The organism is Streptomyces sp. NPDC007808, from assembly GCF_042868655.1.
Lineage (GTDB): Bacteria > Actinomycetota > Actinomycetes > Streptomycetales > Streptomycetaceae > Streptomyces.
The window spans coordinates 175,312-196,829 of the sequence record NZ_JBIAEQ010000009.1 but is presented as its reverse complement, the minus strand read 5'-3'; the positions used below and the strand labels follow the sequence as shown (position 1 = coordinate 196,829).

Sequence of the window (21,518 nt, the reverse complement as noted above, 5' to 3'; positions counted from 1 at the left end):
CCTCGGCCGCGCCCATCATGCCCCGTACCGGAATCAGTGATTCAGCCGGGTTCGGGCGTGTCGCGGCCGGGAGGCCCGGGCCGTTCGGTGGTGTGGTGGGGCGTCGGGCACCCTGGGCGTCGGGCACTTGTCGGGTGAGAGACAATGGAGGCTCTGTCAGGGCGGGTTGTATGAGGGGACGCATGTCGGAGGCGGAGCGGGCGGGGACATCTCGTCAGGACACTCGTCAGGACGACCGTGAGCGTCTCCTCGCGGATCGGTACCGGCTGGGCGGTGTGCTCGGCCGGGGCGGCATGGGCACGGTGTGGCGGGCCGAGGACGAGACCCTTGGGCGGACGGTCGCCGTCAAGGAGCTGCGGTTCCCGTCGAACATCGACGAGGAGGAGAAGCGGCGGCTGATCACGCGCACGCTGCGTGAGGCCAAGGCGATCGCGCGGATCCGCAACACCAGCGCCGTGACGGTCTACGACGTGGTCGAGGAGGACGACCGGCCGTGGATCGTGATGGAGCTCGTCGAGGGCAAGTCGCTCGCCGAAGTCATCCGGGAGGACGGCCTGCTGGAGCCCAAGCGGGCGGCCCAGGTCGGTCTGGCCATCCTCGACGTGCTGCGGTCCGCCCACCGCGAGGGCATCCTGCACCGCGACGTGAAGCCGTCGAACGTCCTGCTGGAGTCCGACACCGACCGCGTCGTGCTCACCGACTTCGGCATCGCCCAGGTCGAGGGCGACCCCTCCATCACCTCGACCGGCATGCTCGTCGGCGCTCCCTCCTACATCTCCCCCGAGCGGGCCCGCGGCCACAAGCCGGGCCCGGCTGCCGACCTCTGGTCGCTGGGCGGGCTGCTGTACGCGTCGGTCGAGGGAGTGCCGCCGTACGACAAGGGTTCCGCGATCGCCACACTCACGGCGGTGATGACCGAGCCGCTGGAGGAGCCGAAGAACGCGGGGCCGCTGAGGGACGTCATCTACGGCCTGCTGACCAAGGATCCGGCCAAGCGGCTCGACGACGCAGGTGCGCGGGCGATGCTCAAAGCCGTCATCCACGCGCCCGCCCCCAAGGACGAGCCGGAGTCGGCGATGGACGCGACGAGGGTCGTGCCGTTGCCGCCGCAGCCCGACCGGGCGGCGGGCAAGGGCCGTTCGGGCGCCGGCACCGGGAGCAAGCGGGGCGAGGAGGCCGCCGAGCGGTTGCGCGGGGCGCTGCGTTCCGTGCGGAAGGCCGCGGTGAGCGCGGGCGCCGCCGGGGCGGCGGCGGGCCGTACCGAGGCCGGGGACGGGACGGCTGTGCCGGGAGCCGCGGAGCGGGACCGCGACGGAGCGTCCGGTGGAGCGGCCGCTGAACCGTCCACGGGCACCGGCGGGTCCGAGGCGTCCTCCGCGGTGGCCGGTTCCGGCCGGCCCTCCGAGAGCGATGCGGCTGCCGGCTCCGGTGCCGCTGCCGGTTCTCGTACCGGTGCGGGCACCGGCAAGGGGGACGCGAAGACGGTGGCCGACGCTGACAGCGCGGGGCGCAGTTCGGGGTGGCCCGTGATGCCGCCGCCGGACCTGCCGCAGCGGCCCGTGCCGAGGGCGCCGCTCACCGACGTGGTGCCGAAGCGGACGCTGGTGATCATCGCGGTGGTCGTGGCGCTCGCCGTGATCGGTGTGGTGCTGGCCCTCGTCATCAACGGCTTCGGCGACTCGCAGGCGTCGGGGAAGGACGGCGGGAGCAAAGTTGCCGCCAGTGCGAGCGGGAGCGCCGAGACCAAGCAGAAGGAGAAGGGCGGCACGCACACGGACGGCGCCGGGTCCGGGTCCGGGAAGACCGGCGCGGGGTCCGGCTCCGGCGAGGCCGGGAAGGAGCCGAGTGCCGGGACGAGCGCGACCGGCGGGAGCGGTGCCGAGGCGGGGTCCGGGAGCGACAGCAAGGCCGTGTCGACGTACAAGGGCGGCCAGGGGTACTCGATCGGGCTGCCCAAGGGGTGGAAGTTCCAGTCCTCGGGGCGTACAGGGGACCGTTTCACGGGACCCGACGGTCAGAAGCTGCTCATCCCGTGGACGTCCACGCCGAAGAGCGACCCGGTGGCGGACTGGGAGAACCAGGAGCGGTTCATGGTGCGCTCGCAGTACAAGAAGATCCGGATAGAGGCGGTGGACTACCGGGACTGGAAAACCGCCGACTGGGAGTTCACCTACGTCGAGGGCGGGACGAAGTACCGGACGATCGACCGTGGCTTCGTCGTGAACGACCATCTCGCCTACGCGCTGATGTACACGGCGAAGGCCGCCGACTGGGACAGCGACCTGCGCAAGGACACCTGGCGGACGCTGACGGAATCGTTCGAGCCGAAGTCGTGAAGTGAGCGTCTGCCCAGGGGCGGGGGCGCGACGGCACGGTTTGGGCCGTGAGATACGGCAACCGCTCTTTGCGGGTTGCCTCCGGCACGTATCGTGAGTGTTTGCGGACCGTGCGCATTCAGTCGTGCGTCCGGAACGGGACGCTAGGCGAGCGGAATTGACCAACCGGGCGGCCGGGGGAGGCAACGTGGACGACTATGCGGGTCGGGTGCTGGCCGACCGCTACCGCCTGCCGCTGCCGCCCTCGGACGAGTACGAACTCACCGAGAGCCGAGCCTTCGACACCTACAGCGGGCAGGAAGTGCTGGTCCGGCAGGTGCCGTTGCCGGAGGTCGTCGAGGCGGAGGTGCTCGACGCGGAAGGCCTGCCGGACGGTTTCACCGCCCGGGACGTGCGGGACGGCCGGGACCGTGGGGCGGGGCGCCGGGGCTCGGCGCGTTCGAACAACCGCCGGCCCAGCGATCCCGCCGTGCGGCGGGCGGTCGAGGCCGCGCAGGCCGCGGCGCGGATCCCCGACCATCCCCGGCTGGACCAAGTCTTCGACGTGTTCGCCGAGGGCGGTTCGCTGTGGATAGTGAGCGAGTTGGTGGCAGCCCGTCCGCTGGCCGCGCTGCTCGCCGAGAAGCCGCTGACGCCGTACCGGGCGGCCGAGGTCGCCTCCGACGTCCTCACGGCACTGCGGGTGCTGCACGCCCACGGCTGGGTCCACCGCAACATCACGGCACGCACGGTGCTCGTCTGCGACGACGGCAGGGTGATGCTGACCGGGCTCGCGGTCGGCGCGGCCGAAGAGGCGCTGTGCGGCTACGACCCGGTGCCGGTCGAGGACGGTGAAGGCGGAGATGAGGCCGGGACGTTCGGCGGCGGGCCGGCCGCGGGCGGCGGGATCGGCGGTCCCGAACCCGCGGGCGTGGACCCCGAGGCCGCGAGGCGTGCCGCCATCGAGGCGCGTGCCACCGGCGGGCTCCCGGCGCCCGGCGGCGACGCGGACGGTGCGGCCGGGCCGCCCGGTGCCGCGGCGAACGGTGTGCTGGAAACCGGTGGGGACATCAGGGCCGCGCGGGCCGGAGCGATCGCCGCGTACCGGGCGGGGGCACGTGCCGCGGCCCGAGTGCAGGAGGCGCAGCAGAGCGGACGGGCGGCACTGCCCGGGGCCCGCTCGGCGCCGGAGGACGGCCCGGCCGCCCTGGCCAACGGCTCGGCGCAGCAGCCGTACCCCTCGGGCAGCGGCAGCATCGCGCCCCCCGGCCAGATAGCCGACCCGTACGGCGTGCGGGCCGCGTCCTGGCACGGTGCCGCGCCCCGCGGCGGGGGCGGCGGTGCGCCGAGGGACGAGCACCATGACCGCACGGCGCTGCCGCCGGCGCAGCCGCGCCCGCAGCCGCCCGCCTTCGGCGCGTTCCCCGGCACTGCGGCTGTCCCGGCGCAGGGCGCCGCCGCGCCTCCTCCCCCCGACACCCCCCTCCCCCCGACCCGCTGGAACGACCTCGTGGCCGGCACCCCCGCCCACCGCGGCCCCACCACCGCGCTCGCCGCGGAGCGGGCCCGGCAGGCGCGGATGGCCGTGGTGGGGCCCGTGACCGAGCGGTGGGCGCCGGAGCAGGCCGGTCCGGTGCACGAGAACTGGCGGTTGGCGGCGCCGATCGGGCCCGCGACCGACCTGTGGGCGTTGGGGGCGTTGCTCTTCCGGGCCGTGCAGGGGCATGCGCCGTATCCGGAGGAGTCGACGGCCGAGCTGGTGCAGATGGTGTGCGCGGAGCCGCCCGCGTTCGCCGAGGAGTGCGGGCCGCTGCGGCCGGTCGTGGAGTCGTTGCTGCGTCAGGACCCCACCGAGCGTTCGGACTTCGAGGAGCTCAGGGGCTGGCTGCGCTCACTCGTGCGGTCGGCGCCCGAGCCGGAGGCCGGTGCGCATGTGGTCGCCGTCCCGCCGGCCGACCCGCAGCGGCTGCCGATCGTGAGGCGTCGCGGCGAGCTGGTGCGCCGCCGCCGGGCCGGGCTGCCCGCGCACCACGGACGGCACAAGCGGGCCAGGTCGGCGCCGCGTTCGCCCAAGCGGCTCGGCCGCACCCTGCTGTTGCTCGTCCTGCTCGGCATGGCCGCGGCGATCGCGTACGCCATGCTGTTCATGCCCAAGGCCGACCGGGGCGCCGGCGCCACGGCCGACGCCGACCGCACCGGTGCCGCGGGCCGGGCCGAGCAGACGGCGCCCGAGCGGACCCCCGAGGCCAGCAGCGAGCCGCGGCCCGACCAGACGTCCCCCGGCTCGGGCAACAGCCCTTCGGACGACGCCGGTTCGGAGGAGACGCAGACCACCGGCCCCGATGTCCCGAACGGTTTCACCGTGCGCGACGACGCGGCCGGCTTTCAGGTCGCCGTGGCCAACGGATGGAACCGCACAGCGCAGAGCGGCCGCGGGCAGGTCGTGTACGCGCACGGCGACTTCGACCTCATCGTCGTACCCGGCCGGGACACCGCGGACCAGTACGGCAGCGACCCCATGGTCTACCAGCGGGAGCACGAGCGGGAACTCCAGCCGTACCGGGACTCCAGTTGGGCCTCCTCCAGCGGGCTGAAGAGCATCAAGGTCGGCGAGCGGTCCATGGCCGAGGGGCAGTTCACGTGGACCGACGACCAGGGGCGCGAACTGTACGTGCGCAATCTCGCGATCCTGATCGAGGGGCGGTACCACGTGGTGCAGCTGCGCGGTCCGGAGGCCGAGCGGGACGAGGTGACACGGTTGTTCGAGCAGGCGTCGGCGACCTACAAGTTCACCGGCTGACACCGGAAACCGAGGCCGCCGGGGGCGTACCGACACTGCCGGGCGCCTACCGACGCCACCGACGGCCCATCGACGCCACCGACGGCCTACCGAAGGCGTACCGACGGTAGTGCGGGTCACCGAGTGGTTTTCCCTACGAACCCTGCGTGACGGTTGCTTCGCGGCAGCGAAAGCGACAACCATCACAGTGCGGTCTCCTTGGCACCCCCGTGGTTCCGGTCACGTCGGCCGGTCCCTAATCTGACTCTGTCAAGAACATTGCGGGGCGACGTGAATCAGATGCAGGGCCAGCTCGTGTCGGGGCGCTATCGGCTCGCCGACGCGATCGGCAGCGGCGGTATGGGCCGTGTATGGCGTGCGCATGACGAGGTTCTGCACCGGGCCGTGGCGATCAAGGAACTGACCGCCGCGCTCTACGTCTCCGAGAGCGACCTGGACCGGCTGCTCGCGCGCACCCGCGCCGAGGCGCGGGCCGCGGCGCGTATCAACCACTCCGCCGTCGTCACCGTGCACGACGTGCTGGAGCACGACGGTCGGCCCTGGATCGTGATGGAGCTGGTCGAGGGCCACTCACTGGCCGACGCGGTCAAGGAGCGCGGTCGCGTCGAGCCGACCGAGGCCGCGCGCATCGGCCTGTGGGTGCTGCGGGCCCTGCGCGCCGCGCACACCGCCGGCGTCCTGCACCGCGACGTCAAGCCCGGCAACGTCCTGCTCTCCGAGGACGACGGCCGAGTCCTGCTGACCGACTTCGGCATCGCCCAGATCGAGGGCGACACCACCATCACCCGCACCGGAGAGGTCGTCGGCTCGGTCGACTATCTCGCCCCCGAGCGCGTCCGGGGCCATGATCCTGGCCCCGCCTCCGACCTGTGGGCGCTCGGCGCGACGCTCTACACGGCCGTGGAGGGCCGTTCGCCCTTCCGCCGCACCTCGCCGCTGGGCACCATGCAGGCGGTGGTGGAGGAGGAGGCCGCCGAGCCCCGGCACGCCGGCCCGCTCGCGCCCGTGATCAGCGCCCTGCTGCGCAAGGATCCGGCCACCCGGCCGGGCGCCGCCGAGACCGAGCAGATGCTGGCCGAGGCGGCGGAGGGCAGGCAGCCGAACGCGGCGCAGGCGTACGTGCCGACCCAGCACACGCGCCACGAGCCGGAGGGGCGCACGGGACCCACGCAGACCGGGACCGCGGCGCGCTCCGCTCCGGCGTACCCGGGGCCCGCCGCGCGCACCGGCACGCAGACCCCGATCGGCACGCCGTATCCCCCGATGGCCGGTCCGACCGCGTCGACGGCCGCCGGCCCGCCGTACGACAGCACGGGCACCGGCACTGCCCACGGCACTCACGGCACCCACGGTCCGTCCGCCGCCCGGCACCCGAGGCGCCGGCGGCTGCGTACGCTCGCGCTCGTCGTCGCGCTGGCCGCGATCGTCGGTGGGGGCACCGCGGTGGTGCTGCACGAGTGGGGGCTCCGGGAGGGCGGCGGCACCTCGGTCTCGCCCTCGCCCGACCCCACGGAGAGCGGTGAGCCGGGCCCGGGAGCCGGAGTGCCCGCTTCCTGGAAGCCCGTCGACGACCCGCTGGGGTTCAGGCTCTACCTGCCCGAGGGATGGAAGCGGAAGGTGGTCGGCAAGGAGTTCCAGGGCCTCCAGCAGGTCGACTACTCGCCCGACGGCGGCGAGCACTTCGTGCGCATCGCCGTCGACACCTCGCCCGACTTCGCGAACGCCTACGACCACCAGCGCGATCTGGTGGAAGAGCTGAAGAGGCTGGTCGACTACAAGACGGTGTCACTGGAGCGGAACCTGTACCGCGACCGCGACGGCTCCCTGTGGGAGTACACCTGGACCGCGCAGCCCAAGGACGACCCCTTCCCCGGGCCTCGCCGGGCCATCGACCAGGCGTACATCGACCGGGACGGGACGGAGTACGCGATCTACATGTCCTCGCCCGAGGAGGACTGGGACGCCACGCTCAAGCAGTTCTCGGCGGTGCTGAAGGGCTGGCAGGCCAGCAGCCCCTGAGTTTTGTGGCGGCCGGGCGGCATTTGACAGCCTTTGCTGCTTTGCATAGTTGGCCGATCGGCATCCCGGAGTCGATCCGTCCGGTGCGGCATGATGGGGCGCATGGGGACCGAGGGGGCCAACTTCCGTGTGATCGCGGGGCGTTACCGCCTGGAGGAGCGGCTCGGTCGCGGCGGCATGGGCGTCGTATGGCGGGCGACCGACCAGTTGCTGGGGCGGGGAGTCGCCGTCAAGGAGCTCCCCCTCGACGAGACGCTCTCCGCGGCCGAGGCCAGGCGGCAGCGTGAGCGCACCCTGCGCGAGGCCCAGGCGGTGGCGCAGCTGAGCCATCCGCATGTGATCGTCGTCCACGACGTCATCGAGGACGACGAACGACCGTACATCGTCATGGAGTTGATCGACGGCGACTCCCTCGCCGACCGGATCGCGACGTACGGGCCCGTCGACGCGCCGGAGGCCGCGCGGATCGGGGCCGATCTGCTGAACGCGCTGCGCACGGCCCATGCTGCCGGGGTGCTGCACCGGGACATCAAACCGGCCAACGTGCTCATCGAGAACGGCACCGACCGCGTCGTGCTCACCGACTTCGGTGTCGCCCAGGTGCGCGGCACCAGCACGCTCACCGAGTCCGGCTCGTTCGTCGGCTCGCCCGAGTACACCGCGCCCGAGCGGATGTCCGGGGCGCGAACAGGGCCGGCATCCGACCTGTGGTCGGTGGGGGCGCTGCTGTGCGCGGCGCTGAGCGGTGAATCGCCCTTCAGACGGGACTCGTTGAGCGGCACCGTGCTCGCCGTCGTGTCGGCCGAGATACGTCCGCCCGCGCAGGCGGAGCCGCTCCTGCCCGTCGTCCACGGGCTGTTGCAGCGGGACCCCGGGCGGCGGCTGGACGCGGAGGGGGCGGAGCGGATGCTGCGGGAGTTCCTGGAGACGGGACTCACGAGTGTGCCGAAACGGTTCGGCAGTGTGGCGCCGCGCTACCCCGCGCGCACCAAGCTGGCCACCGCGGTGCTGGTCGCCGCGATGGCCGTGGCCGGGGTGTCGGCGGCGGCGCTGCTGGTGAACGGGGGCGGTGACGGGGGTGTGGTGCCCACCGGCCCGGCGCCGGAGACCTCCGGCGGGCCGACGTCCACGGGGCCCACGGTCACGGTGAAGCCGACGGTCACGGTGACGCCCACCGTCACGGTGCGGCCCACGGTCACGGTGAAGCCGACGGTCACGGTGAAGCCGACGGTCACGGTGCGGCCGACGGCCACCGGGCGACCCACGGCCACGAAGGGGCCCACCGCGACAGCGAGCCGGACCCGTACACCCGGCGCCTCCCCGTCGTCCGGCAACCCTGGATGAAGGGGAGATAAGCGGCAACGGGGGTCACGGCTCTGTGACCGGCAAGCGGTCACGCTGGATGCGTGACCGCTTGCCGCGATATGGATGGAGCCATGAGCAGCAACGGGGGAGCCCCTTACCGGTCCGACGAGCCCACGAGTTTTGACCTGCAACCGCCGCGGCCGAACCCGTCCGCGCCCGTGCCTCATCCGGGCAACCCGTATGCGGCCCCCGCCGGGGCAGCACCGCAGCAGGCGGCGCCGTCCGTTCCTCCTTCCGCGCCCCCCGCCATGCCCCCCGCCCGTCCCGCCGACCCGGCTCCCGCCCGTCCCGCGGACCCGGTCCCCGCCCGTCCCACCGACCCGGCCCCCGGCACCGGACGCCTGATAGCCGGCCGCTACCGGCTCCTCGCCAAGCTGGGGCACGGCGGCATGGGCACGGTCTGGCGGGCCAAGGACGAGACGGTGGACCGCGAGGTCGCCGTCAAGGAGCCCCGCGTACCCGACCACCTTCCCGAACGTGAACGCGCCAACGCCTACGAGCGGATGCGCCGCGAGGCCCGTGCCGCGGCCCGCCTCGACCATCCGGCGGTCGTGAACGTGCATGACGTCGCCGTCGTGGACGACCGGCCGTGGATCGTGATGGAACTGGTGCAGGGCCGTTCACTGGGGAACCTGCTCCAGGAGGGCACGCTCGACGCCCGGGAGGCGGCGAGAATCGGCCTGGAGGTGCTGGGCGCCCTGGAGGCCGCCCACGCGGCCGGCATCCTGCACCGCGACGTCAAGCCGGACAACGTCCTCCTCGGCCGTCACGACCGGGTCGTCCTCACCGACTTCGGCATCGCCCAGATCGAGGGCGAGACCAACCTCACCGACACCGGCGGCTTCGTCGGCTCGCCCGAGTACATCGCGCCCGAGCGTGTCCTGGGCCAGCGGCCCGGCCCGGCGAGCGACCTGTGGTCCCTGGGCGTCGTGCTGTACGCGGCGTCGGAGGGCGTCTCGCCGTTCCGCCGCAGCAACACCCCCGCGACCCTCCAGTCCGTCCTCAACGCCACGCCCGCGCCACCCGCCTCCGCGCAGGGCCCGCTCGCGGAGGCCATCAACGGCCTCCTGCAGAAGGACCCGGCCCGCCGGCCGAACGCCGCGCAGACGCGTGCGCTGCTGGAACAGGCGGCCGACCCGCCGGCGCCGGCCGTCACCCAGGCCGTACGGATCCCCGAAGCCGCCAAGGCGGGCGTCCGGCTGGGGCGCAAGGCGCTGCTCGGGCTCGGTGCGGCGGTCGTGGCGGCCGCGGTGGCGGCCTACCTGGTGATCGCCGACCCGTTCGCGGGGCCGCTGCCGGACGGCTGGGACACGCATCACGAGAAGGCCCTCGGTGCGACGCTGGCGGTCCCCGCGCGCTACAAGCCGAGCCTGCCCGAGGAGACGGACGACGGCCACTGGGTCACGTACACCGACGCGAGCGGCGTCATCTGGCTCACCCTGGAGCTGGAGAAGAAGGCCGAGGACACCAGCGACGCCATCGCCGGGTCCGCGGCCGCCGAGATGTACGACGACGACGGCGACTTCAAGCAGAGCGGCAAGTCCGAGGTCGGCATGCCGGCGAACCCGAAGACGGAGCCCGAGGAGACCACGTACCGGGGCAGGAAGTCCGCCGAGAACCTGATCCGCTACACGACGACCGACATCCAGAACCCCCGCCCGCGCGAGATGCGGATGTTCTACTACCGGACCTCCGCCGGAGACATGTACAAGCTCACCGTCAGCTACCCGGGCGACGGCGACTTCACGGACCGCGGACGCGAGGTGGCGCGGACAGCCATCGCGAACCTGGACATCGACAAGCTCTGAACTGGCCAACGGTCGGCCTCGCAAGGTAGTCATGGGGGATGAGCAACGACGGTGGCGGCACCAGCCCCAACGGCCGGGTGATCGGCGGGCGTTACCGGCTGGTCGAGCGCATCGGATCCGGCGGGATGGGCACCGTCTGGCGGGCGATCGACGAGCTGGTGGAGCGCGAGGTCGCCGTCAAGCAGCCGAGGCTGCCCGGCGACCCGGAGGACGAGGCCCATCAGCGGGCCGCCCACCGGCTCTATCGCGAGGCCCGCGCCGCCGCCCGTGTCGACCATCCGGCCGCCGTCTCCATCCACGACGTCGTCGCCGAGGACGGACTGCCGTGGATCGTCATGGAATTGGTCCGCGGCGAGTCGCTGCACGAGGTCCTGCGGCGCGGCCCGGTCGAGGCGACCGAGGCCGCCCGCATCGGCCTCGCCGTCCTCGGAGCCCTGCGCGCCGCGCACGCCGTCGGCATCGTCCACCGTGACGTCAAGCCCGCCAACGTCCTGCTCGGCCCCCACCGCCGCGTGGTCCTCACCGACTTCGGCATCGCGCACATCCAGGGCGAGGAATCCCTCACCGTCAGCGGCGAGTTCGTCGGCTCCCTGGAGTTCATCGCCCCCGAGCGGATGTCCGGCAGCGGCGCCGGCCCCGCCTCCGACCTGTGGTCGCTCGGGGTGCTGCTCTATGCCGCCGTGGAGGGCTGGTCCCCGTTCCGCCGTACGACCCTGGAGTCCACGCTCGCCGCGATCCTCGGGGCGCATCCGCCCGAGCCGAAGCAGGCGGGGCCGCTGGGGCCGCTGATCGTGCGGCTGCTGGCGAAGGAACCGCGGGAGCGGCCCGGCCCGGAGGAGACCGGGGCGGTTCTGGAGGCCGTGGCGCAGGGGCGGCCGGTGCCGGATCCCGTGGCACAGGGGCGGCAAGTGCCCGAACCGGTGGCGCAGGGGCGGCAAGTGCCCGAATCCGTGGCGCAGGGGCGGCAAGTGCCGGATCCCGTGAGCGGCGTGGGAGGGGCGGGGGCGCCGGAGGCAACGGAGCCGCGGGAGTCGGCGGAGGATCCGGGAACGGTACGGCTGCGGGGTGCGGCGGCGCCCGAGGGGCAGGGCGAGCCGGAGCCGGAGCCCGAGGTGACGTCCGCGTCGGCGCGGGGGGCGACGTCCGACCCCACCTCCTCGATCCGCGAGCGCGGGGGCCGCCGCCTGCTCCGCCCGGTTCCCGTCGCGGCGCTGGGCATTCTCCTCGCCGGCGCCACCTGGTTCACCGCGTCCTTCCTCCCCTTCGACGAGGGCGACGCCCCCAAGCAGACGGTGGGCGCCCGCGGTTCGTCCCCGACGGCCCCGGAGCGGACCGCGACCCCGGCCCCCGGCACCTGGATCGCGCACCGGCACAAGGACATGGCCGCCGTCCTCTCCCTCCCCGCCGAGTACAAGGAGGCCGCACGGGAGGGCGGCGCGAGCGGCCGGCCCCGGCTCGTCGTCTACGACATCGGCCTCGTCCAGGTCCGCCTCACCCAGTGGGACAAGTCGCCCCGCCCGCTCCTCGACCAGGCGCGGTACGCGCACGAGACCTGGAACAAGTACAACCACGACGCCGGCACCCAGGCCACCCGCACCGTCTTCAAGGGCTACGACGCCGTCCTGTCGGACACCACCTACGACAAGGAGGAGTCCCCGACCCGGGTCATGCAGTTGTTCGTGGTCACCGGTGACGACCGCATGTACGAACTGCGTGTCGACATGCCCAAGGGCACGCCCTCGGAGAAGAAGGGCACCGCGGTCTTCAAGGGCGCTCGTGACCGACTCGAGATCGAATGACTCGGCGAGGCCCTGATCAGCGCGTTTGTTGCCAGTGAACACTGGCGGCATGTGTGCAGTCGGTGAATCCCTATTACCGACGGGTACACAAAGCCCTCGCTCCGGCATACCCTGCGCCTCATGACGGACGCGCAGGCCCCGGCCAAGACCGGCACCAACCCCCTCGCCCCCGCCCCGGAGGGCGCCCGTACCGCCGCCGACGTGGTCACTCCCGAACTGGTGGCCCAGCTCACCAAGGACGTGGCCGGCTCCGGTCGCACCGCCAACCACACGCCGTTCACCGGCGAGAAGCTGGCCGACCTGCCCGAATCCACGCCGGAGGACGTGCAGAAGGCGTTCGACACGGCCCGCGCGGCCCAGGCGGTCTGGGCGTTGGTGCCCGTGCGGCAGCGTGCCGCGGTCCTGCTCCGCTTCCACGACCTGGTACTCGAACGCCAGGCCGAGGTCCTCGACCTCATCCAGTTGGAGACCGGCAAGGCCCGACTGCACGCCCACGAGGAGGTGCAGGCCGTCGCCGTCGCGGCCCGCCACTACGGCCGCAAGGCCCCCGCCTACCTCAGGCCGAAGCGGCACGCGGGCGCCATGCCCACGCTCACCCGCGTCACCGAACTGCGCCACCCGCGCGGCGTCGTGGGCCAGATCGCCCCCTGGAACTACCCCCTGGAGCTGTCCGTCGGCGACGCGCTCCCGGCGTTCGTCGCGGGCAACGCGGTCGTGATGAAGCCCGACACCGAGACCTGCCTCACCGCCCTGTGGGCCCGTGACCTGCTGATCGAGGCCGGTCTGCCCGCCGACGTCTTCCAGGTCGTCCTCGGCGAGGGCCCGGTCATCGGCCCCGAGGTCGTCCGGCACGCCGACTACGTCTCCTTCACCGGCTCCACCCGCACCGGCCGCGAGGTCGCCCAGGGCGCCGCCGCCCGCCTGGTCGGCGTCTCCCTCGAACTCGGCGGCAAGAACGCCATGCTGGTGCTGGAGGACGCCGACATCGAGAAGGCCGCCGCGGGCGCCGTCCGCGCCTGCTTCTCCTCCGCGGGTCAGCTGTGCATCTCCGTCGAGCGGCTGTACGTCCACGAGTCCGTCGCCGACGCCTTCGTCGAGCGCTTCGCCGCCCGCACCAAGGCGATGCGGCTGGGCAAGTCCCTGGCCTACGGTGCCGACATGGGCTCCCTGGTGGGCGAACGTCAGCTGGAGACGGTGACCCGGCACGTGGAGGAGGCCGTCGCGAAGGGCGCCAAGCTCGTCGCGGGCGGTGTGGCACGGCCCGACATCGGCCCGTACTTCTTCGAGCCGACCATCCTCGACGGCGTCGAGGCGCCCATGGCCGTCTGCTCCGAGGAGACCTTCGGCCCCGTCGTCTCCCTCTACCGCTTCAAGACCGAGGACGAGGCGATAGAACTCGCCAACTCCACGCCGTACGGCCTCAACTCGTCCGTCTGGACCAAGGACGGCCGCCGTGGCCGCGAGGTCGCCGCCCGCATGCGCACCGGCACGGTGAACGTCAACGAGGGCTACGCCTCCGCGTACGGCAGTGTCCAGTCGCCCATGGGCGGCATGAAGGACTCCGGGCTCGGCCGCCGCCACGGCTCCGAGGGCATCCTCAAGTACACGGAGGCCCAGACGATCGCCCAGCAGAGGCTGCTGCCGATGGCGCCGTCGCTGGGCATGGACGACGAGAAGTACGCGCAGTTCATGAGCCGGAGCCTGCGGGTGATGAAGGCGTTCCGTTTCCGCTAGGGCCGGCCGCCGAGCCCGCCGTACCACCGCTTTCGACGAGGAGAGCACGTGTCACAGGAGAACTCTGCCCACCAACAGGACGACGACGGTTGCGGGTACGACTACGACGTCATCGTCGTCGGGTCGGGGTTCGGCGGGTCGGTAACGGCGCTCCGCCTGACCGAGAAGGGCTACCGCGTGGGCGTCCTGGAAGCCGGCCGCCGCTGGACCCGCGAGACCCTCCCGAAGAACTCCTGGGACCTGAAGAACTACCTCTGGGCCCCCAGGCTCGGCATGTACGGCATCCAGCGCATCCACCTGCTGGGCAACGTCATGGTGCTGGCGGGAGCGGGCGTCGGAGGCGGCTCCCTCAACTACGCCAACACCCTCTACGTACCGCCGAAGCCCTTCTTCGAGGACCCGCAGTGGCGTGACATCACCGACTGGCAGGAGGAGCTGAAGCCGTACTACGACCAGGCCCAGCGCATGCTCGGCGTACGGCTCAACCCGACGATGACCCCGTCCGACGTCCACCTGAAGGCGGCCGCCGAGAAGATGGGCGTCGGCGACACCTTCCACATGGCGCCGGTCGGCGTGTTCTTCGGCGACGGAAAGGACGCCGAGGGCACGGTGCGGGCCAGGCCGGGGGAGGAGGTGGCCGACCCCTACTTCGGCGGGGCGGGCCCGTCGCGCAAGGCGTGCTCCGAGTGCGGCGAGTGCATGACGGGCTGCCGGCACGGCGCGAAGAACACGCTGAACGAGAACTACCTCTACCTGGCCGAGAAGGCGGGTGCGGTCGTCCACCCGCTGACCACGGTCGTCTCCGTCACGGACGACTCGCAGGGCGGGTACGCCGTGGCGACCCTGCCGACCGGCCGCGGGAAGAAGGGCAGGGGCCGGCTGTTCAAGGCCCGCCGGGTGGTGCTGGCGGCAGGCACGTACGGCACGCAGACGCTCCTGCACCGGATGAAGGCGGGCGGTCAGCTGCCGTACATCTCGCCGAGGCTGGGCGAGCTGACCCGCACCAACTCCGAGGCGCTGGTCGGCGCCCAGACCGACAACCGGCGTTACCGCAAGGCGACCGGCGAGGCGAAGGTCGACTTCACGCGCGGAGTGGCGATCACGTCCTCGATCCACCCGGACGAGAACACCCACATCGAGCCGGTCCGCTACGGCAAGGGCTCCAACTCGATGGGCGGCCTGTCGATCCTCCAGGTCCCCTATGCCGAGGGCCGCTCGCGCGCCGGGGCCTGGCTGGCGAACGCCGCCCGCCACCCCCTGCTGGTCCTGCGCTCTCTGTCCAACCGCCGCTGGTCGGAGCGGACCATCATCGGCCTGGTGATGCAGTCCCTGGACAACTCGCTGACGACGTACCTGAAGCCGGACGGGGTCGGCAAGGGCCTGCTGACGGCCCGCCAGGGTCACGGCTCCCCCAACCCCAAGCAGATCAAGGCGGCCTCGCAGGGCGCGTCGGCGATCGCAGAGTCGATCAACGGCTTCGCCGGCTCCAACGTCGGTGAGCTGATGGGCACCCCGCTCACCGCCCACTTCCTGGGCGGCTGCCCGATCGGCTCCTCCCCCGAGACCGGCGTCATCGACCCGTACCACCGCCTGTACGGCCACCCCGGCATCTCGGTCGTCGACGGGGCGGCGGTCTCCGCCAACCTGGGCGTGAACCCCTCGCTGACGATCACCGCGCAGGCCGAGCGGGCCATGTCGTACTGGCCCAACAAGGGCGAGGCGGACCCGCGGCCGGCGCAGGGAGCGGCGTACGAGCGCCTCAAGCCGGTCGAGCCCAAGTCCCCGGCGGTCCCGGCGGACGCGTTCGGCGCGCTCAGGCTGCCGTTCCTGGGGATGCCGGCGATGCCGCCGAAGAGAGAGGCGAAGCAGTAGGCGGCAGGCGGCGTCCCTGACGCCCCGACGCCCTCACACCCTGACGACCCACGGAAAAAGGACCTGCGCCCCCCTCCGAGCGCAGGTCCTTCTCCGTCTAGCGTCGAGCTTCGGCGAGGCTTTACGCCTCGGCACCGCTCCGACGACGCTTCATCGCGAACATCACGCCGGCACCGGCGACGATGGCGACCCCGCCGACGGTGGCGATGATCGGCAGGTTGGAGTCCGAACCGGTGTGGGCGAGCTCGCCGTCCACGTCGACCTCGTTGACGTCGGAGATCGGCTTGCTGCCACCGGTCTGCGGCTTGGCGTCGTCCGGCTTGCCCGGGTCGGAGCCCGCGGCGAGGATGTCGAAGAAGTAGATCCAGCCGTTCGGGTCGTCGGCCATCCAGCAGCCGTCGGCGTCCGAGTACTGCGCGAAGCCACCGGTGATGCCGATGGCGTCGGGCACCTTGCCGCTGACGCTCAGCCGCAGCTTGAACGAGGTGGACTGACCGGCGTCGAGCGAGAACGCGGTGAAGGTCGCGCCCTCACCGGCGGCGTCGGCGAGCGTCTGCCAGGAGCCGGACGCCTTGTCGAAGACCTGGACCGTGATCTGGCCGGAGTAGTCGTTCTCGTCCCAGCCGACGGCGGCGACGCCGATCAGCGGCTTGATGCCCTTGATGTCCTGGTCGCCGGAGTTGGAGACGTCGAACGAGAAGCCGGTCCAGCCGCTGCCGGCGACGATCGTCTCGGGCAGGCCCGACAGGCCGCTGCGCAGGTCCTCGCTGAGACCGACCGAGTCCTCGTCCGCGTCCTCGCAGAAGTCGACCTCCTCGGGGGCGCTCTCGCTCGCGCTCGGCGACGGCGTCGCGGCGGGGCTGCTCTCCTCCTCGGACGGGGTCGTCTCGTCGTCGGCCGGGGCGGTGGTCTCGTCGTCCCCGGGAGTGGTCTCGTCGTCGCCGGGGGTGTCGTCGCCCGGAACGGTCTCCTCGTCGGTGGGAGCGGTGGTCGTCTCGTCGTCGGCCGGGGCGGTGGTCTCGTCCTCGGCCGGCGCCGTCGTCTCCTGGTCGGCCGGCGTGGTTTCCACCGTCGTCGGCGCCGTCGTCTCATCGTCCGTGGCGAACGCGGCCGGCGCGGAGAGCAGCGCGAGCGGCGCTATGACGGCCGTCGTGGCTGCGGCGGCCAGTGCACGGCGAAGCTTCATGAAGACCTCGGGAAGTCCGGAGTGCTGCGACTCGCAACACGCGTAAGGGAGGCCTCCGCGTGTGGGGCGCGGGTGTGGCCCTTGGTTCGCAGGGTTTGATCAGTGACCGCTGTGAAAGGTTGTGCCGCCACTAACGGAATTCTTATGTGTCCTACGTCACAGCAGAGGGCTGGACGGGACCGGGGCGGACTGCGGCACCCTCTCGCGCACCTGACGCCGGGCACGTGCCGACGTCGCCCGGACGGCCGTAACCCGACCGGCCCCGCACCGCTCGCGCCCGGCCGTCCGGAACCCCCGACACGAGACACACGCGTCCGAGCCGCCGGGCGAGCAGCCCGGACATGAGAAGGGCCCCGCAGGCGGAGGCCGCGGGGCCCTTCTTTTCGTCAGCACCGACGTCAGGGCAGCGTCGGTGCCTGGGATGCGGCGCCGGGGGGTCGCGCCGCTGGTCTTCGAGCCTTTCGTGCCCCGGGTCGGCGCCCCGGCGCACTCGGCGCGCACGAGCGGTCTCGACCTCTGGCAGTGCGGCGGCGCACCGCGGGGCGAAAGGCAATGCAGTTGTCTGTGGCGGGACTTGCCCGGCGGGACCCGGGGCTTTCTACGCATCGTGCTCGATGGCCGCGGTCACCGCAACCGCTTGACCCAGCCTTGTACGTCTTCTTGCACTACGCACGTCTTCTTACCGTTCCGCCGGTCGGCCCCGGGCGTCCCCGGAGCCGACCTTCTCTTGAGTGACCGGGCTGCTGTCCCCTGCCGTCCGGTCACTTGCCTGGAGCGAGGTCCCACGGCGCACGGGTGATCCGTACGCCTCATCGCTCCAGTGAGCCACGCGTGGTTCTTTCGGGCCCGCCCCTGGCTGGCACGGACACCGGTACCAACGAAGGCGCCCGGCAGGCGTCACGCGCCGTACGGGTGAGAGGAGCCCCGAACTCAGATGCGACCGCGGCACAGTTCGAGCAGCGTCATGGCGAGGGTCGTGCCGGGCTTGCCCAGCGCCTCGCTGTAGTGGGTGAGGACCTCCATCTCCCGGGAGAGGTTCACGCGCCGCCCGCCGGAGGTGATCCGGGCCTCCTGGATGACGGCCGAGACGGCCATGCGTTCCTGGATCAGCCCGATGATCCGGTCGTCCAGGGCGTCGATGCGTTCACGGGCACCTGTGATCACGTCCGCGGCCTCGGTGGTACGGGCGCCGGTCACGTCGATGGCGGTCATTTCGGGGCTCCTCGTGGAGGGGGGAGGTGCCCCGGAGCGACAGGACCCGGAGAACGACAGACGCCCCGGGCCTTGTCGGCCCGGGGCGCCTGGGAAGTCGCTTGTCAGTTGCTCAAGCAGCACGACCATGGCAGCCGGCGGGCCGGATGCCATAGGTAAAGACGAAGGTCGGGTGCGTGAGCATGCGGCCAGTATGCCGGGTCGTTCGGTGACGTCCAACCCGGTTCGCATCCTGAGACGGGCCGGCACCGGCTTCCCGCCGGCCCGCTTCCGGGCCCCGGAAAACGCGCCCGCCCGACCCGGCGGAGCACCCCGGTAGAATTGGCCAGCACAGAGACCCCGCCCCACCGCCGGAAGGCTCCCGTGTCACCAGCGACCCCCGCTGCCGCCGCCGCCCCCGACACCGTCCTGGTCGTCGACTTCGGTGCGCAGTACGCCCAGCTCATCGCCCGTCGCGTCCGCGAGGCCCGGGTCTACAGCGAGATCGTGCCCAGCACCATGCCGGTCGCCGAGATGCTCGCCAAGAACCCGGCGGCGATCATCCTCTCCGGCGGCCCCTCGTCCGTGTACGAGGAGGGCGCCCCCCGCCTCGACCGCGCGATCTTCGAGGCCGGCGTCCCCGTCTTCGGTATGTGCTACGGCTTCCAGCTGATGGCGCAGAGCCTCGGCGGGACGGTCGACAACACCGGCGCCCGTGAATACGGCCGTACGGATCTGCACGTGTCGAAGTCGTCCTCCACCCTCTTCGAGGGCACGCCGGCCGAGCAGCACGTGTGGATGTCGCACGGTGACGCCTGCTCCGCGGCCCCCGAGGGCTTCTCCGTGACGGCCTCCACGGACGTCGTCCCGGTCGCCGCCTTCGAGAACGACGAGAAGAAGCTGTACGGCGTCCAGTACCACCCCGAGGTGATGCACTCCACGCACGGGCAGCAGGTGCTGGAGCACTTCCTGTACCGGGGCGCGGGGCTCACCCCGGACTGGACGACCGGCAACGTCATCGAGGAGCAGGTCGCGGCCATCCGCGAGCAGGTCGGCGACAAGCGCGCCATCTGCGGTCTGTCCGGCGGCGTCGACTCCGCCGTCGCCGCCGCCCTCGTCCAGAAGGCCATCGGCTCCCAGCTGACCTGCGTGTACGTCGACCACGGCCTGATGCGCAAGGGCGAGACCGAGCAGGTCGAGAAGGACTTCGTGGCCGCGACCGGCGTGCAGCTGAAGGTCGTGGACGCCGAGGAGCGGTTCCTCAAGGCGCTCGCCGGGGTCTCCGACCCCGAGGAGAAGCGGAAGATCATCGGCCGTGAGTTCATCCGGGTCTTCGAGCAGGCCCAGGCCGAGATCATCGCGGACGAGGGTCCGGCCGTCGAGTTCCTCGTCCAGGGCACCCTGTACCCGGACGTCGTCGAGTCCGGCGGCGGCACCGGCACGGCCAACATCAAGTCCCACCACAACGTGGGCGGCCTGCCCGAGGACCTTGAGTTCAAGCTGATCGAGCCGCTGCGCAAGCTGTTCAAGGACGAGGTCCGGATGGTCGGCCAGGAGCTCGGCCTGCCGGAGGAGATCGTCCAGCGCCAGCCGTTCCCGGGCCCGGGTCTCGGTATCCGTATCGTCGGCGAGGTCACCAAGGACCGCCTGGACCTGCTGCGCGAGGCCGACGCCATCGCGCGCGAGGAGCTGACCGCGGCCGGCCTGGACCGGGACATCTGGCAGTGCCCGGTGGTCCTGCTCGCGGACGTCCGCTCCGTCGGCGTCCAGGGTGACGGCCGCACCTACGGCCACCCGATCGTCCTGCGTCCGGTCTCCTCCGAGGACGCCATGACGGCCGACTGGTCGCGGCTGCCGTACGACGTGCTCGCGAAGATCTCGACCCGGATCACCAACGAGGTGCGGGACGTCAACCGCGTCGTCCTCGACGTGACCAGCAAGCCCCCGGGCACCATCGAGTGGGAGTAGTCCCTCCCGTCAGGTCCGCTTGAGCGTGCGCACCGGCTCTTGGGGCTTCCAGACCTGGACGACCAGATACGTGTCGTCCTCGACGTAGGTCCGTACGACCTCCGTCAGCTCGGTGCGAAAGAGGTGGAACGGCTCCGGCGGTTCCACCTCTTGTGTGTACGCCTTCTTCGTCTCCAGGTCCTCGACCTCGATCGCCCGCCCGCTGATCCGGACGTCCCCACCGCCCATCGAGGTGCCCTCACCCGGGTTCGCCTGGAGCGCGAAGCGAGGGTCGCGGCGCAGGTCGAGGGCCTTGAACGAGTCCGGCATCATGCCGAGCCACAGCTCGCCGTGCAGGAAGCGCACCTCCAGACCGGTGGTGCGCGGGGAGCCGTCCTTGCGGAGGGTCGCGAGGACGTGGTGGGTGAAGGCGCCGAAACGGTCCTCGATGGTGCGGGCGAGGTCGGGTTCCGCCTCGGTGAAGGTTGCCCAGTTCGCTGTCATACGGTGAGTGTCGCGCCGATACCCGACATCCGCTGTCGGGTATGCGGCCGAGCGGGGATGTCCGCCGTGTCGCGCGCGGCATCTTTACAGAACGGCTCTGTTCTCCCGCGCTGACCGCCGGTAACTTCCGCCCCGTACCGCAAACCCAGCGCCGAAGGACGACGCATGCACGGGACGCCCCTCGGGCCCACTCCGCCACCGCCCCTGCCCACCGACCGGCTGCGGTTCGCGATGCCGCCGATGCACGAGTCCGTCGAGGACGAGCGCCGGCACCGCAAGGAGCGGCTCGCGGGCGCGCTGCGGATCTTCGGACGGCTCGGGTTCGAGGACGGGGTCTCCGGGCACATCACCGCACGCGATCCCGAGTTCAGCGACTGCTTCTGGGTGAACCCCTTCGGGATGCCGTTCAAGCACGTCACCGTCAGCGACCTGGTGCTCGCCAACTCCGAGGGCCAGGTGATCGACGGCCGCTACCACGTCAACCAGGCGGCCTTCACCGTGCACTCCCAGGTCCACGCCGCCCGCCCGGACGTCGTCGCCGTAGCGCACTGCCACTCGGTGCACGGGCGGGCACTGGCGGCGCTGGGGGAGCTGCTGGACCCGATCACCCAGGAGAGCTGTGCCTTCTACGAGGACCACACGCTCTACGACGCCTACTCGGGCGTGACCGTCGACGCCGAGGAGGGCCGGCGGATCGCGGCCGCACTCGGCTCGCACAAGGGGCTCGTCCTGCGCAACCACGGTCTGCTGACCGTCGGCGACTCGGTGGACGCGGCGGCCTGGTGGTTCCTGTCGATGGAACGGTCCTGCCAGGTCCAGCTGACCGCCCGGGCCGCGGGGCGTCCGGTGCTCATCGAGCACCGGCAGGCGGTGGCCACGCGGGAGCAGCTGGGCGGGGATCTGGTGGCCTGGATCAACTACCAGCCGCTGTGGCAGGACGTCAGCCGCAGCGAGCCGGACCTGCTGAGCTGAGCGTCC

General features: G+C 72.1%; 13 protein-coding genes. 10 read left to right on the top strand and 3 right to left on the bottom strand.

All coding sequences use genetic code 11. The features are described from left to right. The first annotated feature begins 182 nt into the window (after window positions 1-182). From ACFYNL_RS31815 to ACFYNL_RS31780, 8 genes are all read left to right on the top strand, one after another. Window positions 183-2,336 (top strand): protein kinase, encoded by a 2,154-nt coding sequence (locus ACFYNL_RS31815; protein WP_388809487.1) that lies wholly within the window; start codon window positions 183-185, stop codon window positions 2,334-2,336. 187 nt (window positions 2,337-2,523) lie between these two features. After that, window positions 2,524-5,115, top strand: a complete 2,592-nt coding sequence (locus tag ACFYNL_RS31810) for a protein kinase (protein ID WP_388809484.1) — start codon at window positions 2,524-2,526, stop codon at window positions 5,113-5,115. A gap of 279 nt (window positions 5,116-5,394) precedes the next feature. Then, the gene (locus tag ACFYNL_RS31805; protein ID WP_388810106.1) at window positions 5,395-7,134 is read left to right on the top strand and encodes a protein kinase; all 1,740 of its coding nucleotides are present in this window, start codon (window positions 5,395-5,397) and stop codon (window positions 7,132-7,134) included. Window positions 7,135-7,227: 93 nt separating this feature from the next. After that, entirely contained in the window at window positions 7,228-8,478 is a 1,251-nt protein-coding gene (locus tag ACFYNL_RS31800) for a serine/threonine-protein kinase (protein ID WP_388810103.1), read from the top strand. A gap of 92 nt (window positions 8,479-8,570) precedes the next feature. Then, complete coding sequence (locus ACFYNL_RS31795; RefSeq protein ID WP_388809482.1) at window positions 8,571-10,307, top strand: serine/threonine-protein kinase; 1,737 nt, start codon at window positions 8,571-8,573, stop codon at window positions 10,305-10,307. Window positions 10,308-10,345: 38 nt separating this feature from the next. Continuing rightward, a complete protein-coding gene (locus tag ACFYNL_RS31790; RefSeq protein ID WP_388809479.1) occupies window positions 10,346-12,106 on the top strand; it encodes a protein kinase in 1,761 nt (586 codons plus the stop codon). A 120-nt stretch (window positions 12,107-12,226) separates the two neighbouring features. Beyond that, a complete protein-coding gene (locus ACFYNL_RS31785) occupies window positions 12,227-13,840 on the top strand; it encodes a succinic semialdehyde dehydrogenase (RefSeq protein ID WP_388809476.1) in 1,614 nt (537 codons plus the stop codon). Window positions 13,841-13,888: 48 nt separating this feature from the next. Then, window positions 13,889-15,712 (top strand): GMC oxidoreductase, encoded by a 1,824-nt coding sequence (locus ACFYNL_RS31780; RefSeq protein ID WP_388809475.1) that lies wholly within the window; start codon window positions 13,889-13,891, stop codon window positions 15,710-15,712. 121 nt (window positions 15,713-15,833) lie between these two features. Here the strand turns inward: ACFYNL_RS31780 and ACFYNL_RS31775 are convergent, their stop codons facing one another. Both ACFYNL_RS31775 and ACFYNL_RS31770 read right to left on the bottom strand, forming a co-directional pair. Beyond that, a complete protein-coding gene (locus ACFYNL_RS31775) occupies window positions 15,834-16,898 on the bottom strand; it encodes an LPXTG cell wall anchor domain-containing protein (RefSeq protein ID WP_388809472.1) in 1,065 nt (354 codons plus the stop codon). Between the two features lie 930 nt (window positions 16,899-17,828). Continuing rightward, on the bottom strand, window positions 17,829-18,170 hold the full coding sequence (locus tag ACFYNL_RS31770) for a chorismate mutase (RefSeq protein WP_388810101.1): 342 nt from the start codon (window positions 18,168-18,170) through the stop codon (window positions 17,829-17,831). Window positions 18,171-18,473: 303 nt separating this feature from the next. On the opposite strand from ACFYNL_RS31770, the gene guaA reads away from it, so the two are divergent. After that, the gene (gene guaA, locus ACFYNL_RS31765; RefSeq protein WP_388809470.1) at window positions 18,474-20,057 is read left to right on the top strand and encodes a glutamine-hydrolyzing GMP synthase; all 1,584 of its coding nucleotides are present in this window, start codon (window positions 18,474-18,476) and stop codon (window positions 20,055-20,057) included. A 9-nt stretch (window positions 20,058-20,066) separates the two neighbouring features. On the opposite strand, the gene ACFYNL_RS31760 is transcribed toward guaA, so the two are convergent. Beyond that, on the bottom strand, window positions 20,067-20,540 hold the full coding sequence (locus ACFYNL_RS31760) for a pyridoxamine 5'-phosphate oxidase family protein (protein ID WP_388809468.1): 474 nt from the start codon (window positions 20,538-20,540) through the stop codon (window positions 20,067-20,069). Between the two features lie 165 nt (window positions 20,541-20,705). On the opposite strand from ACFYNL_RS31760, the gene ACFYNL_RS31755 reads away from it, so the two are divergent. Beyond that, a complete protein-coding gene (locus ACFYNL_RS31755) occupies window positions 20,706-21,512 on the top strand; it encodes a class II aldolase/adducin family protein (RefSeq protein ID WP_388809465.1) in 807 nt (268 codons plus the stop codon). Window positions 21,513-21,518 lie beyond the last annotated feature (6 nt).